Below are 17624 nucleotides of genomic sequence, written 5' to 3'. Positions count from 1 at the left end.
ACCGACTCTCTGTTAATACAAGATTCCTTTAACTTTTGCCTCATCAATGATTTATATATTTTATTTTTAATAAAAACCGTTTGTAAAGTTTATCCTTAGATTTTCATTACTCCACCAGTACTTGCTGATGTTACTAGTTTTGAATATCTTGCTAAATAACCTTTTTTAATCTTTGGTTCAAATGGTTGTAAGTTTGCTTTTCTAGTAGCTAATTCCTCATCGCTAACTTGTAAATCTATCGTTCTATTTGTTAGATCAATAGCGATCAAATCATCATTTTGAACTAAAGCAATTGGTCCACCATCTGCGGCTTCTGGAGAAATATGTCCGATTGAAATCCCTCGAGAAGCTCCGGAGAAACGACCGTCTGTTATTAGTGCTACTTGTGTTCCTAATCCGCGACCTTGAATCGCGGAAGTTGGTCCAAGCATTTCCGGCATTCCTGGTCCACCCTTTGGACCTTCGTAGCGGATAACAACGACATGACCTGCTTGAACGGTACCATCATCAATCGCTTCTTGTGCAGCTTCTTGCGAATCAAACACAATCGCTTTACCAGTGAACTCTTTAATAGAAGGATCCACCGCACCTACTTTAATAACTCCACCTTCAGGAGCAATATTTCCAAATAATACGGATAAGCCTCCTACAGGACTATATGGATTTTCTTTTCGGCGTATGACTCGATCATTCGTAATTTCTGCTTCTTTCACATTTTCATAGAGTGACTTTCCAGTAATCGTTAGTCGATCTGGATGAACAGCTCCAGGAATCTCACAAAGCTCTTTTATAATGGCACTAACTCCTCCTGCTAGATGAACATCATGCATGGAGTAATCAGATGCTGGCATAATCTTCGATAAGTAAGGAATACGTTTTGCGACTTCATTAATCTCACGCACGTTATATTCAATTTCAGCTTCATGTGCAATTGCTAATGTGTGGAGAACTGTGTTTGTTGAACCACCCATTGCCATATCTAGCGCAAATGCATCATCGATCGTTTCTTTTGTTATTAAATCTCTAGGCTTCACATCTTCTTTTACCATTCGTATTAGATGATGTGCTGCTTCTTTAATAAGGCGATGACGTTCATCGGATGTTGCGATAATCGTTCCATTGCCGGGAGGTGTCACTCCTAGCATTTCCATTAAGGAGTTCATGGAGTTTGCAGTGAACATACCTGAACATGATCCGCATGTTGGACATGCATTCTGTTCAATATCTAGTAGCTCTTCTGCTGACATACCACCTGACTTATAAGAACCTACTCCTTCAAACACAGAAGTGAGTGAAAGTTGTTTCCCGTCAGCTGAAGTACCAGCTTCCATCGGACCACCTGAAACAAACACAGATGGGACATTCGTTCTTACCGCTGCCATTAGCATACCCGGTGTGATCTTGTCACAGTTTGGAATGTAGAACACTCCGTCGAACCAGTGCGCATTAATAACTGTTTCAGCTGAATCTGCAATAAGCTCTCGGCTAGGAAGTGAATATCTCATGCCGATGTGACCCATTGCAATTCCATCGTCTACACCAATCGTGTTGAACTCAAATGGAATTCCTCCTGCTTCACGAATAGCTGCTTTCACAACTTCGGCAAATTTGTTTAAGTGCATATGACCAGGAATAATATCAATATAGGAGTTACAAACACCGATAAACGGTTTATCTAAATCTTTCGTTTTAACCCCAGTTGCATAAAGCAAGCTTCTGTGTGGGGCGCGATCGACGCCTTTTTTTATCATGTCACTTCTCAATTCAATCGCTCCTATACTTTCCGCTTATGTAGCGTTTAGCTTTGCAGCTCTGAATATTTATCATTGTGAATTTTCTCACAATAATTAATATATTGTTGATATCATATCGCCTTTAAAATGCCCCGTCAACACCCAATTTTTAAATTGTCAGTTATTTTCGAATATTCTTTTTGTTTGTAATCGCTTTCATCTGCGATATATCGCATTTCGCAGAAAGAAAAAATAATTATGAACTTTTTGTTAAAATGACATGAGTTTGGAAGATATTAGAGTTGTGGAGGAGTTATATCTTTTGAATCGCAAATTGTGTGTGTCTATTCGCAAGTTGTACACAGTGAATCGCAAAATGGTTTGGAATGATCGCAAGTCATTAAATACAAATCGCAATATCTACTTCGATAATCGCAAGTTGACAAATAAAAACCCTTTCTCCAAAAAGAGAAAGGGTCATCTGTTACCACAAATTTGGCTTTGCAACCATGAACCAAAGCATGAGTAATAACAATAATATATATTTCCACACATTGGACTTTAATTTATTGATGAGTGTATCCAAATCAATCGTTTCTGCGCGGAATTCTCGAATATTTGGTTTAAATGCTCTTGCTAGGAATACGATTGAACTTACCATCACGACAATTGTCATAACCACCCACGAGGTTGTCCATGACCAGTTCCCTTGCCATACAAGGAGAATCCCTGACCCTACAAGCACATGACCAGCGTGTTTAACTAGACGAATAGCTGCTTGAAACACTTCTAAAGATGTATCGATCATCTCTTTACTTTTGCCTTTCATCCTATTTAATAACGGGAACAGAACAAAAAACGGACCTATCGATAAAACTGCACTTATCACATGTATGAAAATAATGAATGTATACATTTCGAAACAACTCCCTACCGCAAGTATACCTGATTTCCCTTGATAACTTTGTGACGAGTTCTGGAATGTTAGGAGATAATCTTTGAGAATTAGGGTGATATAATTTTGCGCAACTTTCTAGTTTCTCGCAACGTTGTTCTTGTTGGCACAACATGAGTTATCTTATTTGCAACGTACTACGTCATTAGCTCAACATTGCGGTTCATTTGCGCAATTTCCCTCTGCCTCTACAGAAAAACAACTCCTATAAGCAATAGGAGTCGTGTTACTTATATTTTAAAGTGACTTACTTCGTTTTGTAATTTTTCTGCTAAGTCTGCTAGGAATTGAGCATTGGTTGAAATTTCTTCGTTTGCTGCTAATTGTTGTTCGGTTGCAGCGCTTGTGTCACTTGCTCCGTCTGCTGCTTGTGTTGCTAATGATTGAACTTGTTGGACACTTTCGGTTACGGAACTAGATATTTCTTGGATATTACTTATAGCGATTGTGACGGATTCTACTTTTTGTACTACATCGTCAACGCTTGTTTCAATTTGATGGAAGACATTTAGAGATTCAGTTGTTTGCGCTAAGCCCTCTTCCACTTTTTCTCCGCCCGAAGTGATTGCTTTAACTGCTGAACTCGATGCCGTTTGGATTAACTGGACCATGGCTGCTATTTCTGCTGCTGAGTTTTTGGATTGCTCCGCAAGTTTGCGCACTTCTTCTGCTACAACTGCAAATCCTTTTCCGTATTCACCAGCACGCGCTGCTTCAATTGCTGCATTCAATGCCAGCAGATTCGTTTGATCGGAAATGTCTGTAATCATGGAAGTAATGTTTTGAATTTCATCGGAATGCTTTGCCATGTTTTTCATAATTTCTGTTGTTTCATGGAAAGTTGTATAAATATTATCCATTTGACTAGCTACATTTGTAACGACTTTAGACCCTTGTGTAACAAGAGATCGCACTCCGTCTGTAGCTTGTAACATTTCATCATTACTTGAAGCAATTTGTGAAACACCTTTTTGTAAGTCTGTCATGGATTGCATTGAAGCATCCATGTGATTTACTTGTTCATCACTTGCTAACATTTGAGCTTCCGCAGATTTTGCGACCATTTGGGAAGATGCCAAACTTTCTTCGGAACTAGCAGTTAGTTCTTCCGCGTTTGCTGCTAATTGCATCGATGAATCACGGACACCAGAAACTATACGTTGTAAATCACCAGACATTTTGTTAAAAGTAGTGGCCATTTCTCCAACTTCATCTTTATTCTTTATAATAATTGGCTCTATTGTCAAATTGCCGTCTGCAATTTCTACAAGACCATTCGTCACTTTAGTAATAGGTTTAGCTATACTTCTACTTATAAAGTGTGATACGAGTACTCCAACAACGATACTAAGAATGGTTAATATTAGTGTAACAATATTAGCTGTTCCTACATATGTATTTAATTCGTCCCTTGTTTGCTCTGCTCTTTTTTCAACATTTGATTTTAGTTCTACTAATACATCCGCAATCTCCAAGTTAAGCTTCGTAGATTCGGAAGCATTCTTTTGGTACATACCGTTTTTCTTTTTTATTTCGATTATTTGATTGTTTGATTCGTATAGTTGTTTAGATTTCTTCTGTAATTCTTCTACTAACTCTTTTGAAGTCGTATCTTTAAGATCACTAGAAAGGGAAGTTGTAATCTCCGTCACTTGTTTATAATTGTTTTCTAGTTTTTCTACTGAAGTTAGTTTGCTAAACATTAAATACTCTAATACTGAAGTCGACGTGTCCTTTTGAATTAGTTCCACTTTCTCGATAAGAGACACATGTTCCAGTTCTTCATCAATTAGTGAATCATATTTACTTGATATGTCGTAAGTTGTCCACATAGACATAGCACTCGCTATTATTAACATCCCCAATACTGCTGTAAATCCACCCCATAATTTCTTAGAAATTGTTAATTTCATAATTATCCCCTTTTTCTCTATAGATGCTAATTAAACCTAATTATACAAGTTGAAAGTTGACGACATTTATTGTCGAAATATTTTTTTTAGCAGTAAAAGACCCTAAATCCAACTTACAATTTAGGGTCTTTGAAAGTTATATCTTAAAGTGACTTACTTCGTTTTGTAGTTTTTCTGCTAAATCTGCTAGAGACTGAGCATTGGAAGAGATTTCTTCGTTTGCAGCTAATTGTTGTTCTGTAGCGGCACTTGTGTCACTTGCGCTATCTGCAGCGTGCGTAGCAATTGTTTGTACTTGTTGGGCACTCTCTGTAACAGAATTAGCCATCTCTTGAATTTGTCCAATAGCAGATGTTACAAGCTCTACTTTGTTCACTACATCCACTACACTAGTTTCAATTTCTTCAAAAACATGAAGAGATTCTGTCGTTTTCGCAAGACCTTGCTCTACTTTATCTCCACCAGTTGTTATAGCTTTAACTGCTGACCCTGATGCAGTTTGGATTAGTTTAACCATTGACTCAATTTCAGAAGCGGAATTTTTCGATTGCTCTGCAAGTTTACGAACTTCTTCCGCAACAACCGCAAATCCTTTACCATATTCCCCAGCACGAGCTGCTTCAATTGCAGCATTTAATGCAAGTAAGTTCGTTTGTTCGGAGATATCCGTTATAAGTGATGTAATGTTTTGAATTTCATCAGAATGCTTAGCCATATCTTTCATAATTTCAGTAGTTTCAGTGAAAGTAGTATGGATCGTTTCCATTTGGTTAGCTACTTCAGATACAACAGAAGAACCTTTCGTTACTAAAGTTTGCACGCCATCTGTCGCTTGTAACATTTCATCGTTACTTGAAGCAATTTCTGATACGCCATGCTTAAGACCTTCCATTGAGTTCATCGATGACTCCATGTGTTTTACCTGTTGTTCACTTGCAACCATTTGCTCTTCGGCAGATTTCGCTACCATTTGAGAGGATGCAAGACTTTCTTCGGAGCTAGCAGAAAGTTCTTCTGCATTTGCTGCTAACTGCATCGATGAATCACGAACACTGGATACAATTTGTTGTAAATCGCTCGACATTTTATTAAATGTTTTCGCCATTGTGCCTACTTCATCTTTATTTTTAATAATAATTGGTTCAACGGCTAAGTTACCATTAGAAATTTCTTCCAGACCTTTTGTTACTTTTTGAATTGGATTAGAAATAGATTTTCCGATGAAGTAAGAAATCAGAATTCCAATAATAATTGCTGCAATAGTTAATAAAATTAGTAATCTTGAGGTGTTTGCCTCAAATTTCTCTAATTCCGCTCGTGTATCTGCCAAATTTTCTTCTTGTACTTGTTGTAGTTCTGCCAAAATATCAAGAACCCCGGCATTAATTTTCGATGAATTTGCTGCATATTGTTCAAAAGGCTTATTTACAGATTTTAACTCTATAATTTTATTATTATTTTCGAATAACTTCACTGTTTCTGTTTGAAGTTCTTTCATTAACTCCATGGACTCTGCATCAGGAGCTTTTTCTATTAAAGCTCGTGCTGCAACAGAACCTTTCTCTATTTCAGCATCAAACTTATCCACTGCTTCTCTCTTACCAAACATAACAAACTCTAATATAGCAGTGGCCATATCTTTTTGAATGACCGTGATCTCTTCTACTAAATCTATCTTTGCAACGTCATCATCTAATAATTCTTTGTATCTATCCGTTAGCATGGACGTTCCTATTTGAGTAATAATACTTGTGATTACTAGTAATAGTAAAACAGCACTAAAACCAAACCACATTTTCTTAGATATTGTTAACTTCATTTGTATCCCCTTTTTCCTATTTATATTAGTATTATATGATTCTAATGTAACTATATCATTATACATAATAGAAGGGTATTTGGACACATAAATTTTGAAAACTTTCAGTAAAATATCCTATGCCATTTAGGATGACATAGGATAGACAGGTTTAATTTAAATTTTAAAATGACTAACATTATTTTGTAATGCTTCAGCAAGATCCGCTAATGCTTGTGCATTGGATGAAATCTCTTCATTTGCAGCGATTTGTTGCTCTGTCGCCGCACTAGTATCATTAGCTCCATCTGCTGCAAGCGTTGCAAGTCGCTGTACTTCTATCGCGCCCTGGGAAACAGACTCCGCCATAGCTTGTATTTGTTCAATAGCTGCAGAAACCGATTCTACTTTAAGACCTACTTCTCCAACAGCCTGTTCAATGCCTTGGAATACCTTTAAGGATTCGGTTGTTTTAGCGATACCAGCTTCCACTTTCTCGCCACCATCTGTTATAGCATGAACAGCCTCACCTGAAGCACTTTGAATCAATTGAACCATAGAAGCTATTTCTGTCGCAGAATTCTTAGATTGCTCTGCAAGTTTACGCACCTCATCCGCTACAACTGCAAAGCCTTTACCATATTCGCCAGCCCGTGCTGCTTCAATGGCAGCATTCAATGCCAATAAGTTTGTTTGTTCAGATATATCCGTTATTAAAGCAGTAACAGTCTGAATATCATTGGAATGCTTCGCCATATTCTTCATGATAATAGTCGTATCATTAAATGTTGTATGAATAGTATCCATTTGTTTAGCAACATCTGATACAACATTAGATCCTGTGTGAACTAGTTTTTGTACATCATTTGCAGCCACTAGCATTTCTTCGTTACTAACAGAAATTTGACCAATTCCTTGTGATAGCTCTGTTAATGACTGAACGGATGAATCCATATGATGTACTTGCTGCTCACTTGAAACCATCTGAGCTTCCGCAGATTTCGCTACCATTTGAGAAGATGCTAAACTTTCTTCGGAGCTAGCAGAAAGTTCCTCTGCATTGGCCGCAAGCTGCGTAGAAGAATCTCGAACTCCTGACACGATGTCTCGTAGGTCTTTAGACATCGCATTAAATGCTGTGGCCATTTCGCCGACCTCATCTTTATTTTTAATCACAATAGGATCAACTAATAAGTTACCTGTTGCAATTTCTGTAAGGCCAGCCGTAACACACTTCACGGGTGCTGAAATACTTCTACTGATAAAGTATGCAAGTATAACACCTAGTAAAACACCTAATGCCGCTAAGGAGCTAACGAATACTTTTGCCCCAAATTCATAACTAGTAAGCTCTTCTCTAGTTTTATCCATATCGTCTTGTAAAAACTTTTCAATTTTTTCTAGTACTACTAACGCATCTGCATTTGTAGTTTTCGCATTGGCAGTAAGTTTATTGACCGCCGCAGTATCTTTTTCCATTTTCGCTTTAATCGCATCTGCATTAATAGCAGCGAACATATCATTTTTCTTTTCAAATTCTGTCATCATCTCTAACGTCTCTTCTGAAAACATCTTATTACGTAATTCAGCAGTTAAATTATTCGTAATTTGTTGATGTTCCTCTACACTTGCTCTGGATGCATCTGTAGTAAATAGTAAATAATCCATAAGTGCTCCGGACGTGTCCTTTTGAGATAACTCAATATCTTTTACTAGATTCACTTTAACTACTCGATCATCTAGCAAAAATCGATATTTATCACTCGTATCCATAATCGTCATAACCGATAAAACCGAAACGATGATTAATAATACTAAAATAGCAACAAACCCCAGCCACATCTTCCTACCGATAGTCCACTTCATGTCAAATCCCCCTTTGCCTTACTTCACAGTTAATGCATTAAATCGATTGAATGAAACAAAATGTTCTTTCCAATAAGAAGAATCTAAACTCGTCACTTCCACACTTTTCGAACCCGCATGGATGAACTTATTATCACCTATGTAAATTCCCATATGAGAAATCCCTTGTTTATATGTATTTTGGAAAAATACTAAATCCCCTACAACTGGTATCGAAACAACAGATGTTTGTGCGAAGTAACTCTCACTACTTTGTCTCGTAATATCTAAACCTGCTTGTGTATGTAAGAAATAAATAAATCCACTACAATCGAACCCCGACATTGTATAACCACCATATACGTACGGTATGCCTTCTAGACGTATTGCAAAATCTACTATTAAGGGATACATAGCTTGTCCTTTAGCAGATAAACTCTTTTCTTGTTCTTGAAATGGTGCAGTGATCAGCTGTGCATCCTTTACTTGTACTGGAGTTACTACTGTCTCCTGTTTCGATGTATTAGTAACTACTACAGGTTTAGTAGTAACAACCTTTGCCGGAGTTTTAGTCGTAATAGCGGGCTTTTTCACAACTAACTTTTGTTTGATATAAACACTATCCTTCGTCAACTTATTCCATGAACGAAGATCATTGATTGTTACTTTATTAAGCTTTGCTATTTTCGATAGTGTATCACCCTTTTTAACTTCATATAAGGTATTGGCACTAGCAGATGATGCAAATGAAATAAGTAAGACTGTTACTATTAGCACTTTCTTGAACATAAAGACCCTCCTTCTATTTAACTATTATATCTATAATACCATTTCTACTTACTAATCACATTACTATTTATTAATTTCCCAGGAAATATTAACTCGCCAAAACGGGACGAATATGAGAAAATTAAATATGACTGAATATTCAGTCATATTTAGAGAGGGAGATTATATATGAACGAAACTTGGCAACTAATTGAAACTACAATGAATGAAAATCCTGCACCAATTCACAATGAAAATGTACGTTATGAGTTTAACTTAACTGGTGATAATCCAAGTGTGAAACAGCTAGTCTTAGCAAATGGGATTGCAGAAGTTTCGGACGATACTTCGACCAAGGCAGATTGCAAGTTAACATTGAGCTCGAAAGACTTTATGAAACTACTAGCTGGGGAGTTGAATAGTACTACTGCGTTTATGTTTGGTAAGTTGAAGGTAGATGGGAGTATTGGGTTGGCTTTGAAGTTGGAGGGGTTGTTGAAGGAGTATAAATTTTGAGGATTGAAAAATAACCCAATGATGTTTTCTCATTGGGTTTGATTTTATACTTGTGTATACACGACTAGTTGTGGATGAATAGTTTCATACCAGTTTTTATATGCTGGGTATAGTGATTTTTGAACCACTTCTTGTTTTTCCTGAGACTTTTCAAAAATGCCATCTAACTTCTCAGCTTCAGAAATAACTTTTTTGAAGTCAATTATGGAGTTCTTCACTTCACTATTATCATGATAAATAGTTGTTAAGTCCTCATTCACTTGTATAAACTGAACAAAGGATGAAAGAATGTCACTCAACACAAGGTCACTTTCTGTTTTGGAGTAATCTGAAAAACTAGCAACAACATATTCAAATGCTTCATCAACATTCACAAGCATTGTTGTATATTCCCGAACTAATTGTGTTTGATCTTCTGTTAAAGTTGTCATTATTATAGAGCTCCATTTCATATGTAAATACAAGTCAAACCGGCACAAGCATGAGCTAATGCCGGTTTGCTTATTTTTTCTTATCGTAAAAAGTACCGTCTCGGAATACTTGATTGTATGGGTCCATGTAGGCGTTTACAGAGACTTTTTTCTTTTGTTGATCTGATATATCCAAACGAATATCCTTCAAATAGACTTTCAGCTTCGCTTGAAGTATTTTTTCTAAAGGAAGAAGTGCTTGTCCAAATGACTTTTCTTCGTCGGTAAAAGGTTCTTGAATAGAAGATTGTAAATCCTCACGTTTATTTATTAATTCCTCTATTTGCGTAATAATGGCATCTCGTTTTTCTTCTTCTCGTTCATCTAAAATAACAACTAACTGCTCCGTAACATCTCTCCAAGAAATAAGGCTTTCACGAATCATACTTCACCAGTAGAGCCGTATTGTCTTTGACGATTTATTTGAATTACTTGTTTCCAAGTATCACGGAATTCAGTAGTCATTCCATATACTTCATCCACAATCGCTGCATCATTGTTTATATTTGCTTCTACTAAACGGTTAATCATATATTCATAAATACTTGCCATTGATTGGGAAATAGTTTGGGATGGATCCAGTGTAATCATCAACTCACGTAAAATATTTTGTGCTTTTTGGATATTCGTATTTTTCAATGCAATATCTTTTGTATCAATTCCTTTTTTCGCTTGGTTTAAAAACTTCAAACAGCCATTATACAACATAAGTGTTAGCTCTCCCGGTGTAGACTGAGTAACACTGTTTTGTTGATAGGCTTGATATGGATTATTTATAGCCACGATAACACTCCTCTTTATTTAACACTTATAACTTATTTATTATTGCCCGCTACTAAATGCATTCATTAAGTAACTCGATTGGTTATTTGCACGTAGTATTGCAGATTCCATTGCCGAAAATTGTTTATAATAGCGACTTTCAATCATTTGAAGACGAGCTTCAAATCGAGTAATTTGATCATCATAACCTTTTAATGTACGTCCAAGTGAAAAAGTAGTGCTTATTGCTGTATCCGTACCAGCCTTTTCAATCAATTTTTTTCGCGTATCGTCTAATGTAGTTACTAATCTCCTAGCCAATCCTTTTTCTGAATCCGTAGCACCATCTGCCGCAAAAAGTTCATACACCTGGTTAGGATTATCAGAAATCGCTTTGCGCAATTTCGTTTCGTCAATTACTAATTTCCCATTTTCCATATAGTTGTTTGAAGTGGAAATACCTATTTCATTTAATCGACCAGCACCAACAACCCCGCTAACAGCTGAATTTAATGCCGAACGCAATTGGCTTAATGCACTGGAAATGACACTGTCATTTTTAAGTGTCCCACTTTTCGCTTTTTCTTCCCAAAGCTCAATTTCTTTCTCTTTCATATCTGCTTTTTGTTCAGTAGATAGAGGTTGAAAATCTCTATATTTTGTTTCTCTAATCTCGCTATTCAAACTTTCAATCAACTTGTTATATTCATCTACAAACTTAGTTACTGATGCAAGAATTTTATCTGTATCGGGTGCGGAACTAAACGTAATGTCTGTCTTACTAGCTTTTTTCAATGAAACCTCGAATCCATTGATTTGAAAGGTGTTGCTTTGTCTTTGAGTTACTAACCCGTTAAAAGTAAACTCGGCATTTTTGCCATCAGTTCCTCTTAATTCTTTTTTTGCAGCAACATTGTTGGTATCCATTAACATGAAGTATTTTGCAAAGTCACCACTGAACTCTATTTCATTCGAACTATTTTGTGAACTCCCACTATTTTTGGAGGTAATCGCTATCTGACCAGTAAAGCTATCAAAAATAGCTGTCACACCTGAGTTTTTATTAATATCATCCAAAATGCTTTGCATAGTGGAGTTCTCGTCTATTTTAACATCATAGCCTTTTGTATCTAAATTCCCATCTTCTTTTATCGCTTTTATATTGAATGTAGTTGGTACATTAATCGTTGGCTTTATTTCCTTTAGGGTTTTTTTCAAATCTGCTTCCGAATTCAGCACACGACCCGAGCTTTGCATTGTAGCTGATTCTGCAAGTTCCTTTACGTAAATTTTACCAGTAAAGTTACTGGTAGAATTAACATTTCGTACACTAATATCGTCAGGTGCTGAACTGGTCACTGTCTGTTGTATATATGTAGATTGACGCAACATTGTATCACTAGTTAAATTGCGAAAATCAAACATTTTTTTATTTGTAGCTCGATAATCATCCCGTTGCCACTCCATGTATTGCTTCTTTTGAATTATTTTATCTAATGGAAGGCGCTGCGCCTTCATCATATCTTTTATCATTGTTTCTGTATCCATACCACTTGCTAGTCCCGTAACTCGCACATTTCCACCTACTCTCTAAATTTTGTGATCAACTAAAATTCCTAGGAAATCACGCATAGCTGCATATATATCCATAAGTTTTTTTGAAGGAATTTCTTTCACTACTTCATCTGTCCTTGAATCTACAATACTCACGTAGTACTCTTTTAGCTCTTCATGATATTGAAACCGCAAGCTGGTATTAGTCGATTCCATAAACTGATTCATACTATCTGTCATTTTCTTTGCTTTTTCACCAGGTAAATGCTCTTGTTCAGCACTTTCTTTTGATAAAGGAATATAGTCAGATTGAGTAGAAGTGGACACAACTGGCTCGACATCAGCTATTTTTACTGCTACATTGATTGGAACATTTAGAATAGAATCAGATATTCGATTGACCATACGGGTCTTGCCCCCTTGTTAATATATGTTTTACTTTTTATATCGGTTGGTGATAAATTATTTTAATAACCATCTAGAAAATAGAGTAAATGAAATTTTTATTTGGATTTGTAATGCTATTCTTTCTTCAATTACTATTGAAACTTTAATTTCAAGTAATTAACCACGTTATATTTCCCAAAAATATACAGTAATATAGCGGAATAAGAAAAATGAGTAGACGCATTATTGGTTTTCAAGAAATTGATTAAACCGATATGAGTAATATAATTATCCTGTCTAAAATAAAAATACTTATTGCCTTCAATCAGGATTTTGAATGAGAGCCATCAAGTTTTAATACTTTTTCTCAATATGTGGATGCAAATGTCTCCTCAGAAGTTAATAATGCTTACTTTGAGCAGGATGTAGGGTAATAAAATTTCATTGGGATTTTAGAGCATTTTGAAAATATCGTGAAATTCTTTTAGAAATGGATATTGAGAGTGGTAGTAAAATGACTTAATACTATTGAATATGGAATTATGTAAGCTTACTGCAGAATTTATTGAGACTTACTTAGAATCAGCTACTACTGATACTTCTGTTCTCATTATGTACACTGACAATCTTGTTCCAATGAGATAGTCAGCATAAAGAAGCAAGTTTGTAATTTTTTTAAAGTCACTTGAAGTAGAACTTTATTATCTGGAAAAAAATCAGATGAAACAACATTAAGCGATAGAAAATTATATTTACTCAAAACAAATATTTAATTAATCCTGGCACCCCAGAAAAGCCAGAAAAATTTAAATGAATAATAAAAAATGACCTTTCTCAAAAAGGAGAAGGCCATTTTTTTATTAATATTAACGAAGAAGTTGTAGAACCCCTTGCGGTTGTTGGTTAGCTTGAGCCAACATTGCTTGTGCTGCTTGTGCTAATATTGAGTTCTTAGTTTGATTCATCATTTCTTTGGCCATATCGACATCTCTAATACGAGATTCCGCAGCAGTTAGATTCTCAGAAGATGTGTTTAAGTTATTGATTGTGTGCTCTAAACGATTTTGGAATGCACCAAGGTTAGAACGTTGAGAAGAGACTTTCTCAATCGCATCATTAATTGTTGTAATTGCAGCTGAAGCACTCTCATGTGATGACACATCTAGACCCGCTTCAACAGAAGTATTATTTGTACCGTTAGTAACATTATTAGTCGAAGTAAAGTTTCCAGTTCCTGCTTTACCAGTTAAACCTAGTGCCTCAGAACGCATATCACTAATTTTGATTGACATACTTTGACCTTCATTTGCACCTACTTGGAAAGAAGCAGTAAATTCTTTTTCTCTACCTCCATCAGATAGAGAAATATTATTACCATTAGTTCCAGCTTGTTTAGCTTCAATTACTAAATCATCAACTGATGTACCTTGTTTAAGTGTTACATTATTTAATTTACCAGCAGTTTGTGCTACAAGATCTGCAACAACATCTCCACTATCAAGAGCATTATGAATATCTATACCGATACCATTTCCTTCATAGCTACCTTTACTTCCATCAAAGAACTCAATTACTTGATTGTCTACTGTGAATCCTTTTCCAACAAGAGATGCAACATCAGCAGCGTTTGCTATGCTTGAAAGGTCAATATCAGCAGTTACTGCTTTAGAACCGGCAGTAATTGTACCCGGGGCTGCTGCACCAGCAACACCTGCTCCTACTGCTGAGAAACTTGAGTCTGCAATAGTTCCTGCTGTTCCATCTGCATCACTTCCAGCAATTGCTGAAATCGTTAGATTCCCAGTGCCATCATCTGTAGCTTGATATTGAGCATCAATTCCTGCTGCCCCGAAAGCTTCATTTAAAATAGTTGCTAATGCAGTAGCACTTCCAGCTGCATTTGTTGCATCTGAAGTCCCTAGTGTAACTGTCAAACCATCTGTAGAAACATAATTACTATTTGCAGCAGTATCAGCTTGATCAAAAGTAACTGTAAATGTTTTTCCACCAACTGTAAATTCTGCAGTTGTACCATCTGCTGCTGCGTTAGATAAATCCGCAATAGCATCTGTTGTAGTTGCTTGTGTAAGACTAGCTGCTGTACCATTAGCAAGTTTACCTGAAGTTATAAGATTTGTTGATGTTACGTTTGCAGAACCACTTCCACCCTTTAATAGGCTTTGCGTATTAAACTCAGTCGTGTTACCGATACGGTTAATTTCAGAAGTTAACTCATTGATTTCTTTTTGGATTTCTCCACGATCAGACTTTGTATTTGTCCCATTCGCAGCTTGTGTTGAAAGTTCTTTCATACGTTGAAGGATATCATGTGTTTCATTTAAGGCACCTTCAGCTGTTTGGATCATGGAAATCCCATCTTGAGAGTTTTTAGAAGCTTGATCTAATCCGCGAATCTGACCGCGCATTTTTTCAGAAATCGCAAGGCCAGCTGCGTCATCTCCAGCACGGTTAATACGAAGACCTGAAGCTAATTTTTCCATTGATTTAGATTGTGCAGTAGATGCACTATTTAACTGGCGATGTGTGTTAAGTGCTGCGATATTGTGATTAATTCTCATTATAAGTTCCTCCTTGGAATGTGTTGCTCACTTCCTTGTGAGCAGTGTTTTGTATTTTGTATGAGACAAGAGAACCGAGCCGGCCGGACCCCGTTTTTCTTGCTTACATAGATAGTATCGGAATGTTTTTCCATTGTTTAATAGTTTTATATATTTTTTTGAATCTTTTTGTCGATTTATTAAATCGTTACTTTTTTGATTTGAAAATGTCAATGTTTTTAAGTACTGCTTCAGTATTAGAAGTAGACACATCCTGTCTTAATTCGCCACGAATTACTTCAATACTTCTTGGTGCGCTGATTCCTATTTTTACTTGTTCGCCTTTTACTTCTGAGATTATGATTTCGATGTCTTCCCCAATCCAAATCGTTTCCCCAGCTTTCCGGGATAATACTAGCATATGATCACCCCTTTTGACTTTCTGATGATATAAGATGACGAATACTGTAGTCCTCATTGTTTAAGATTACTTGTTTAGCTTTATTATTGGATGTATTTTGAATAATAGGTGCTTTTAAGTTTATTGTTGAGTCTGCAATTGTTTCTTTTAAAGAGACAATTGCAAAAACAGCTACCTCTTTCTGCTCTTTTATTTGAAGAGCATGAACCGTCGCTTCGTCCAGTTCAATATTGTAATTTACCGTTATGTTATAAGGATTTGTAACAATGAATGCCAAAGCTTCTGTTTGAACAGATTGGAGGACAGTAAACTCCTCGTTGTCTTCAATGGGAAGTATTACGAATTCTTTTTCGGATTCGAACCCTGGTATTCCATGTTCAAACTTAAGTATTTCAGCAGTATCAATTTCCACTTCTCCTGAGTATGCTGTTTTGAGATTCATATAATTTACTCCTATCTATTTATACAAGCCAATCTAATTGAATGGATGAGTGCTGTTGCATTTCCACTTTCACTTTTCCAGGAGTGTAATTGTGAATTGGCTTATTAGTTGTTGTATTATTAATCACTTGTTGTGGTTCTACTTGGATATCAACGCTTCCTGGTTGAAAGTCTACTTTTACGCTACCGTAAGAGGGCACGAATTTAATCGCTAAGCCAGAGTATGGTTGTCTTCCCGTTTGTTGAGCTTGTGATTTTATCGGATTTCCACCGTTTTCAATTTTCATCAGTTCGGTGCCTTGTTGCGCACGTCTAGCGATACCTTCTGATACACCTTGACGTCCTTCAGCAGCAAACTCTTCGATTCTTCTTCTGACGCTTTTTAAATCAATATCAGCCCGAGCTTGCTCCGTGTCTATGGAAAGTTGCGGTTTTGTTGTTCTCATCGTTTGTATTGCTTTTGGTTGTTGCAAATCTAGATTCGCGCTTGGCTGTTCAATTTCTTGCACTGGTTTTTGTATATTTAAACCAATTTGTGCTTTTGTTGAGTTTACTTGGAGTTTTGGGATATTCATCTTTTCTCACCCTTTAAAGAAAGCGTTTGGAGCATATGTCCAAACGCTTTTGTTATTATCGTAAAAAGTCTACTAAACTCGGTTGAATAATTCGCGCACCAACTGAAAGGGCTGCACGATGAATTGATTCTTGAGTAATCATTTCAGTAATTGCCTTTTCCATGTCCACGTCTTCATTTTCGGACATTTGTTTAGTCGCAATTACTTCTTGTGATTGCAGTCGATCATTCATTAGCTCTACACGGTTTTGACGAGCTCCAATATCAGCACGTGTTGTTAGTATTTCATTCATTTGTTCGTCAATTTTTCCGATAGCCTCACTGTAGTTGACATTTCCTTCTTTAATATCCGCAAACATTTGATCGATATTTTTAAATACATCGATTGCATTTGTATTCACTTTAAGTGTTATTCCATCGAATACTTCTATTTCCACATCTTTATTAAATGCATCTATATTTGTTGTCGGATATCCACCCGATTTTTCATCAAATAAAGCTGTAGTTGTTTTAGTTCCACTAAAAATATATTTGTCTCCAACTTTTGTATTAGCAATATTTTGAATATGTTGTCTTAGTTGGTCTAATTCACTCAGAACCTTTTGCCGATCATCAACGGTTGTTGTCTCACTTGCCGCTTTTACCGCTAGTTCATTAGCACGTTGCAATGCAGAACCAACTTTATCAAAGGCATCATCCGAACTATCCAACCAGTTATTTACTTCTCCAATGTTACGTTGGAATTGTTCTACTTTTTCTAACGCTGTTCTGTATCCAATCCCCTTCATCGCAACCACTGGATCATCAGAAGGTCGGTTTACTTTTTTACCTGTCTCAATTTGATTTTGAAGTTTCCCCATTTTATTATAGCTAGTGGATAAGTTACGAAGCATGTTGCTTGATAGCATTGCTTGGGTTACACGCATGTT

17 protein-coding genes and 1 other annotated feature (1 of these 18 only partly in view) are annotated in these 17624 nt (G+C 36.3%); of the genes, 1 reads left to right on the top strand and 16 read right to left on the bottom strand.

The features are described from left to right. Positions 1–56 (bottom strand) — a binding site (T-box leader) (it extends 196 nt beyond the left edge of the window). Between the two features lie 39 nt (positions 57–95). From ilvD to MKX39_RS04515, 6 genes are all read right to left on the bottom strand, one after another. Beyond that, positions 96–1763, bottom strand: coding sequence for a dihydroxy-acid dehydratase (ilvD, locus tag MKX39_RS04540; protein ID WP_340768554.1), 1668 nt, complete (start codon positions 1761–1763; stop codon positions 96–98). A gap of 454 nt (positions 1764–2217) precedes the next feature. Continuing rightward, complete coding sequence (locus tag MKX39_RS04535; RefSeq protein WP_340768553.1) at positions 2218–2649, bottom strand: hypothetical protein; 432 nt, start codon at positions 2647–2649, stop codon at positions 2218–2220. Positions 2650–2918: 269 nt separating this feature from the next. Then, complete coding sequence (locus MKX39_RS04530) at positions 2919–4601, bottom strand: methyl-accepting chemotaxis protein (RefSeq protein ID WP_340768552.1); 1683 nt, start codon at positions 4599–4601, stop codon at positions 2919–2921. Positions 4602–4737: 136 nt separating this feature from the next. Continuing rightward, on the bottom strand, positions 4738–6420 hold the full coding sequence (locus MKX39_RS04525; protein ID WP_340768551.1) for a methyl-accepting chemotaxis protein: 1683 nt from the start codon (positions 6418–6420) through the stop codon (positions 4738–4740). 156 nt (positions 6421–6576) lie between these two features. Beyond that, positions 6577–8265 carry a methyl-accepting chemotaxis protein gene (locus MKX39_RS04520; protein ID WP_340768550.1) on the bottom strand — a complete coding sequence of 563 codons (1689 nt, stop codon included), beginning with the start codon at positions 8263–8265 and terminating at the stop codon, positions 6577–6579. Between the two features lie 18 nt (positions 8266–8283). After that, entirely contained in the window at positions 8284–9033 is a 750-nt protein-coding gene (locus MKX39_RS04515) for a C40 family peptidase (RefSeq protein WP_340768549.1), read from the bottom strand. A gap of 168 nt (positions 9034–9201) precedes the next feature. Here MKX39_RS04515 and MKX39_RS04510 point away from each other — a divergent pair, with 168 nt between their 5' ends. Next, positions 9202–9528, top strand: coding sequence for an SCP2 sterol-binding domain-containing protein (locus tag MKX39_RS04510; RefSeq protein ID WP_340768548.1), 327 nt, complete (start codon positions 9202–9204; stop codon positions 9526–9528). A gap of 44 nt (positions 9529–9572) precedes the next feature. Here the strand turns inward: MKX39_RS04510 and MKX39_RS04505 are convergent, their stop codons facing one another. The 10 genes from MKX39_RS04505 to flgL form a co-directional block, all read right to left on the bottom strand. Beyond that, positions 9573–9959 (bottom strand): hypothetical protein, encoded by a 387-nt coding sequence (locus MKX39_RS04505; RefSeq protein ID WP_340768547.1) that lies wholly within the window; start codon positions 9957–9959, stop codon positions 9573–9575. A 70-nt stretch (positions 9960–10029) separates the two neighbouring features. Continuing rightward, entirely contained in the window at positions 10030–10383 is a 354-nt protein-coding gene (locus MKX39_RS04500) for a flagellar protein FliT (protein ID WP_340768545.1), read from the bottom strand. Beyond that, entirely contained in the window at positions 10380–10781 is a 402-nt protein-coding gene (fliS, locus tag MKX39_RS04495) for a flagellar export chaperone FliS (RefSeq protein ID WP_340768544.1), read from the bottom strand. Before fliS ends, MKX39_RS04500 begins: the two co-directional genes overlap by 4 nt. Before the next feature lie 39 nt (positions 10782–10820). After that, positions 10821–12335 (bottom strand): flagellar hook-associated protein 2, encoded by a 1515-nt coding sequence (locus MKX39_RS04490; RefSeq protein WP_340768542.1) that lies wholly within the window; start codon positions 12333–12335, stop codon positions 10821–10823. Between the two features lie 15 nt (positions 12336–12350). Then, on the bottom strand, positions 12351–12719 hold the full coding sequence (flaG, locus tag MKX39_RS04485) for a flagellar protein FlaG (RefSeq protein WP_340768541.1): 369 nt from the start codon (positions 12717–12719) through the stop codon (positions 12351–12353). Between the two features lie 848 nt (positions 12720–13567). Then, positions 13568–15280, bottom strand: a complete 1713-nt coding sequence (locus MKX39_RS04480; RefSeq protein WP_340768539.1) for a flagellin N-terminal helical domain-containing protein — start codon at positions 15278–15280, stop codon at positions 13568–13570. 187 nt (positions 15281–15467) lie between these two features. Further along, positions 15468–15680 (bottom strand): carbon storage regulator CsrA, encoded by a 213-nt coding sequence (gene csrA / locus MKX39_RS04475; protein ID WP_340768538.1) that lies wholly within the window; start codon positions 15678–15680, stop codon positions 15468–15470. 4 nt (positions 15681–15684) lie between these two features. Next, positions 15685–16122, bottom strand: a complete 438-nt coding sequence (gene fliW / locus MKX39_RS04470; protein ID WP_340768537.1) for a flagellar assembly protein FliW — start codon at positions 16120–16122, stop codon at positions 15685–15687. A gap of 19 nt (positions 16123–16141) precedes the next feature. After that, positions 16142–16696 carry a DUF6470 family protein gene (locus MKX39_RS04465; protein WP_340768536.1) on the bottom strand — a complete coding sequence of 185 codons (555 nt, stop codon included), beginning with the start codon at positions 16694–16696 and terminating at the stop codon, positions 16142–16144. A gap of 55 nt (positions 16697–16751) precedes the next feature. Next, complete coding sequence (gene flgL, locus MKX39_RS04460; RefSeq protein ID WP_340768533.1) at positions 16752–17621, bottom strand: flagellar hook-associated protein FlgL; 870 nt, start codon at positions 17619–17621, stop codon at positions 16752–16754. Between the last annotated feature and the right edge of the window lie 3 nt (positions 17622–17624).

This window comes from Psychrobacillus sp. FSL K6-1464 (genome assembly GCF_038003145.1).
GTDB lineage: Bacteria > Bacillota > Bacilli > Bacillales_A > Planococcaceae > Psychrobacillus > Psychrobacillus psychrotolerans.
Note: the sequence above shows the minus strand (reverse complement) of the source record. Positions and strands in the feature narration are given on the sequence as shown.

Excerpts from the sequence above, each read along its gene's own strand:
- MKX39_RS04535 (WP_340768553.1), bottom strand. The coding sequence starts at position 2,649 with ATGTATACATTCATTATTTTCATACATGTGATAAGTGCAGTTTTATCG.
- MKX39_RS04530 (WP_340768552.1), bottom strand. The coding sequence starts at position 4,601 with ATGAAATTAACAATTTCTAAGAAATTATGGGGTGGATTTACAGCAGTA.
- MKX39_RS04525 (WP_340768551.1), bottom strand. The coding sequence starts at position 6,420 with ATGAAGTTAACAATATCTAAGAAAATGTGGTTTGGTTTTAGTGCTGTT.
- MKX39_RS04520 (WP_340768550.1), bottom strand. The coding sequence starts at position 8,265 with ATGAAGTGGACTATCGGTAGGAAGATGTGGCTGGGGTTTGTTGCTATT.
- MKX39_RS04515 (WP_340768549.1), bottom strand. The coding sequence starts at position 9,033 with ATGTTCAAGAAAGTGCTAATAGTAACAGTCTTACTTATTTCATTTGCA.
- MKX39_RS04510 (WP_340768548.1), top strand. The coding sequence starts at position 9,202 with ATGAACGAAACTTGGCAACTAATTGAAACTACAATGAATGAAAATCCT.
- MKX39_RS04505 (WP_340768547.1), bottom strand. The coding sequence starts at position 9,959 with ATGACAACTTTAACAGAAGATCAAACACAATTAGTTCGGGAATATACA.
- MKX39_RS04500 (WP_340768545.1), bottom strand. The coding sequence starts at position 10,383 with ATGATTCGTGAAAGCCTTATTTCTTGGAGAGATGTTACGGAGCAGTTA.
- flaG (WP_340768541.1), bottom strand. The coding sequence starts at position 12,719 with ATGGTCAATCGAATATCTGATTCTATTCTAAATGTTCCAATCAATGTA.
- MKX39_RS04480 (WP_340768539.1), bottom strand. The coding sequence starts at position 15,280 with ATGAGAATTAATCACAATATCGCAGCACTTAACACACATCGCCAGTTA.
- csrA (WP_340768538.1), bottom strand. The coding sequence starts at position 15,680 with ATGCTAGTATTATCCCGGAAAGCTGGGGAAACGATTTGGATTGGGGAA.
- fliW (WP_340768537.1), bottom strand. The coding sequence starts at position 16,122 with ATGAATCTCAAAACAGCATACTCAGGAGAAGTGGAAATTGATACTGCT.
- MKX39_RS04465 (WP_340768536.1), bottom strand. The coding sequence starts at position 16,696 with ATGAATATCCCAAAACTCCAAGTAAACTCAACAAAAGCACAAATTGGT.
- flgL (WP_340768533.1), bottom strand. The coding sequence starts at position 17,621 with ATGCGTGTAACCCAAGCAATGCTATCAAGCAACATGCTTCGTAACTTA.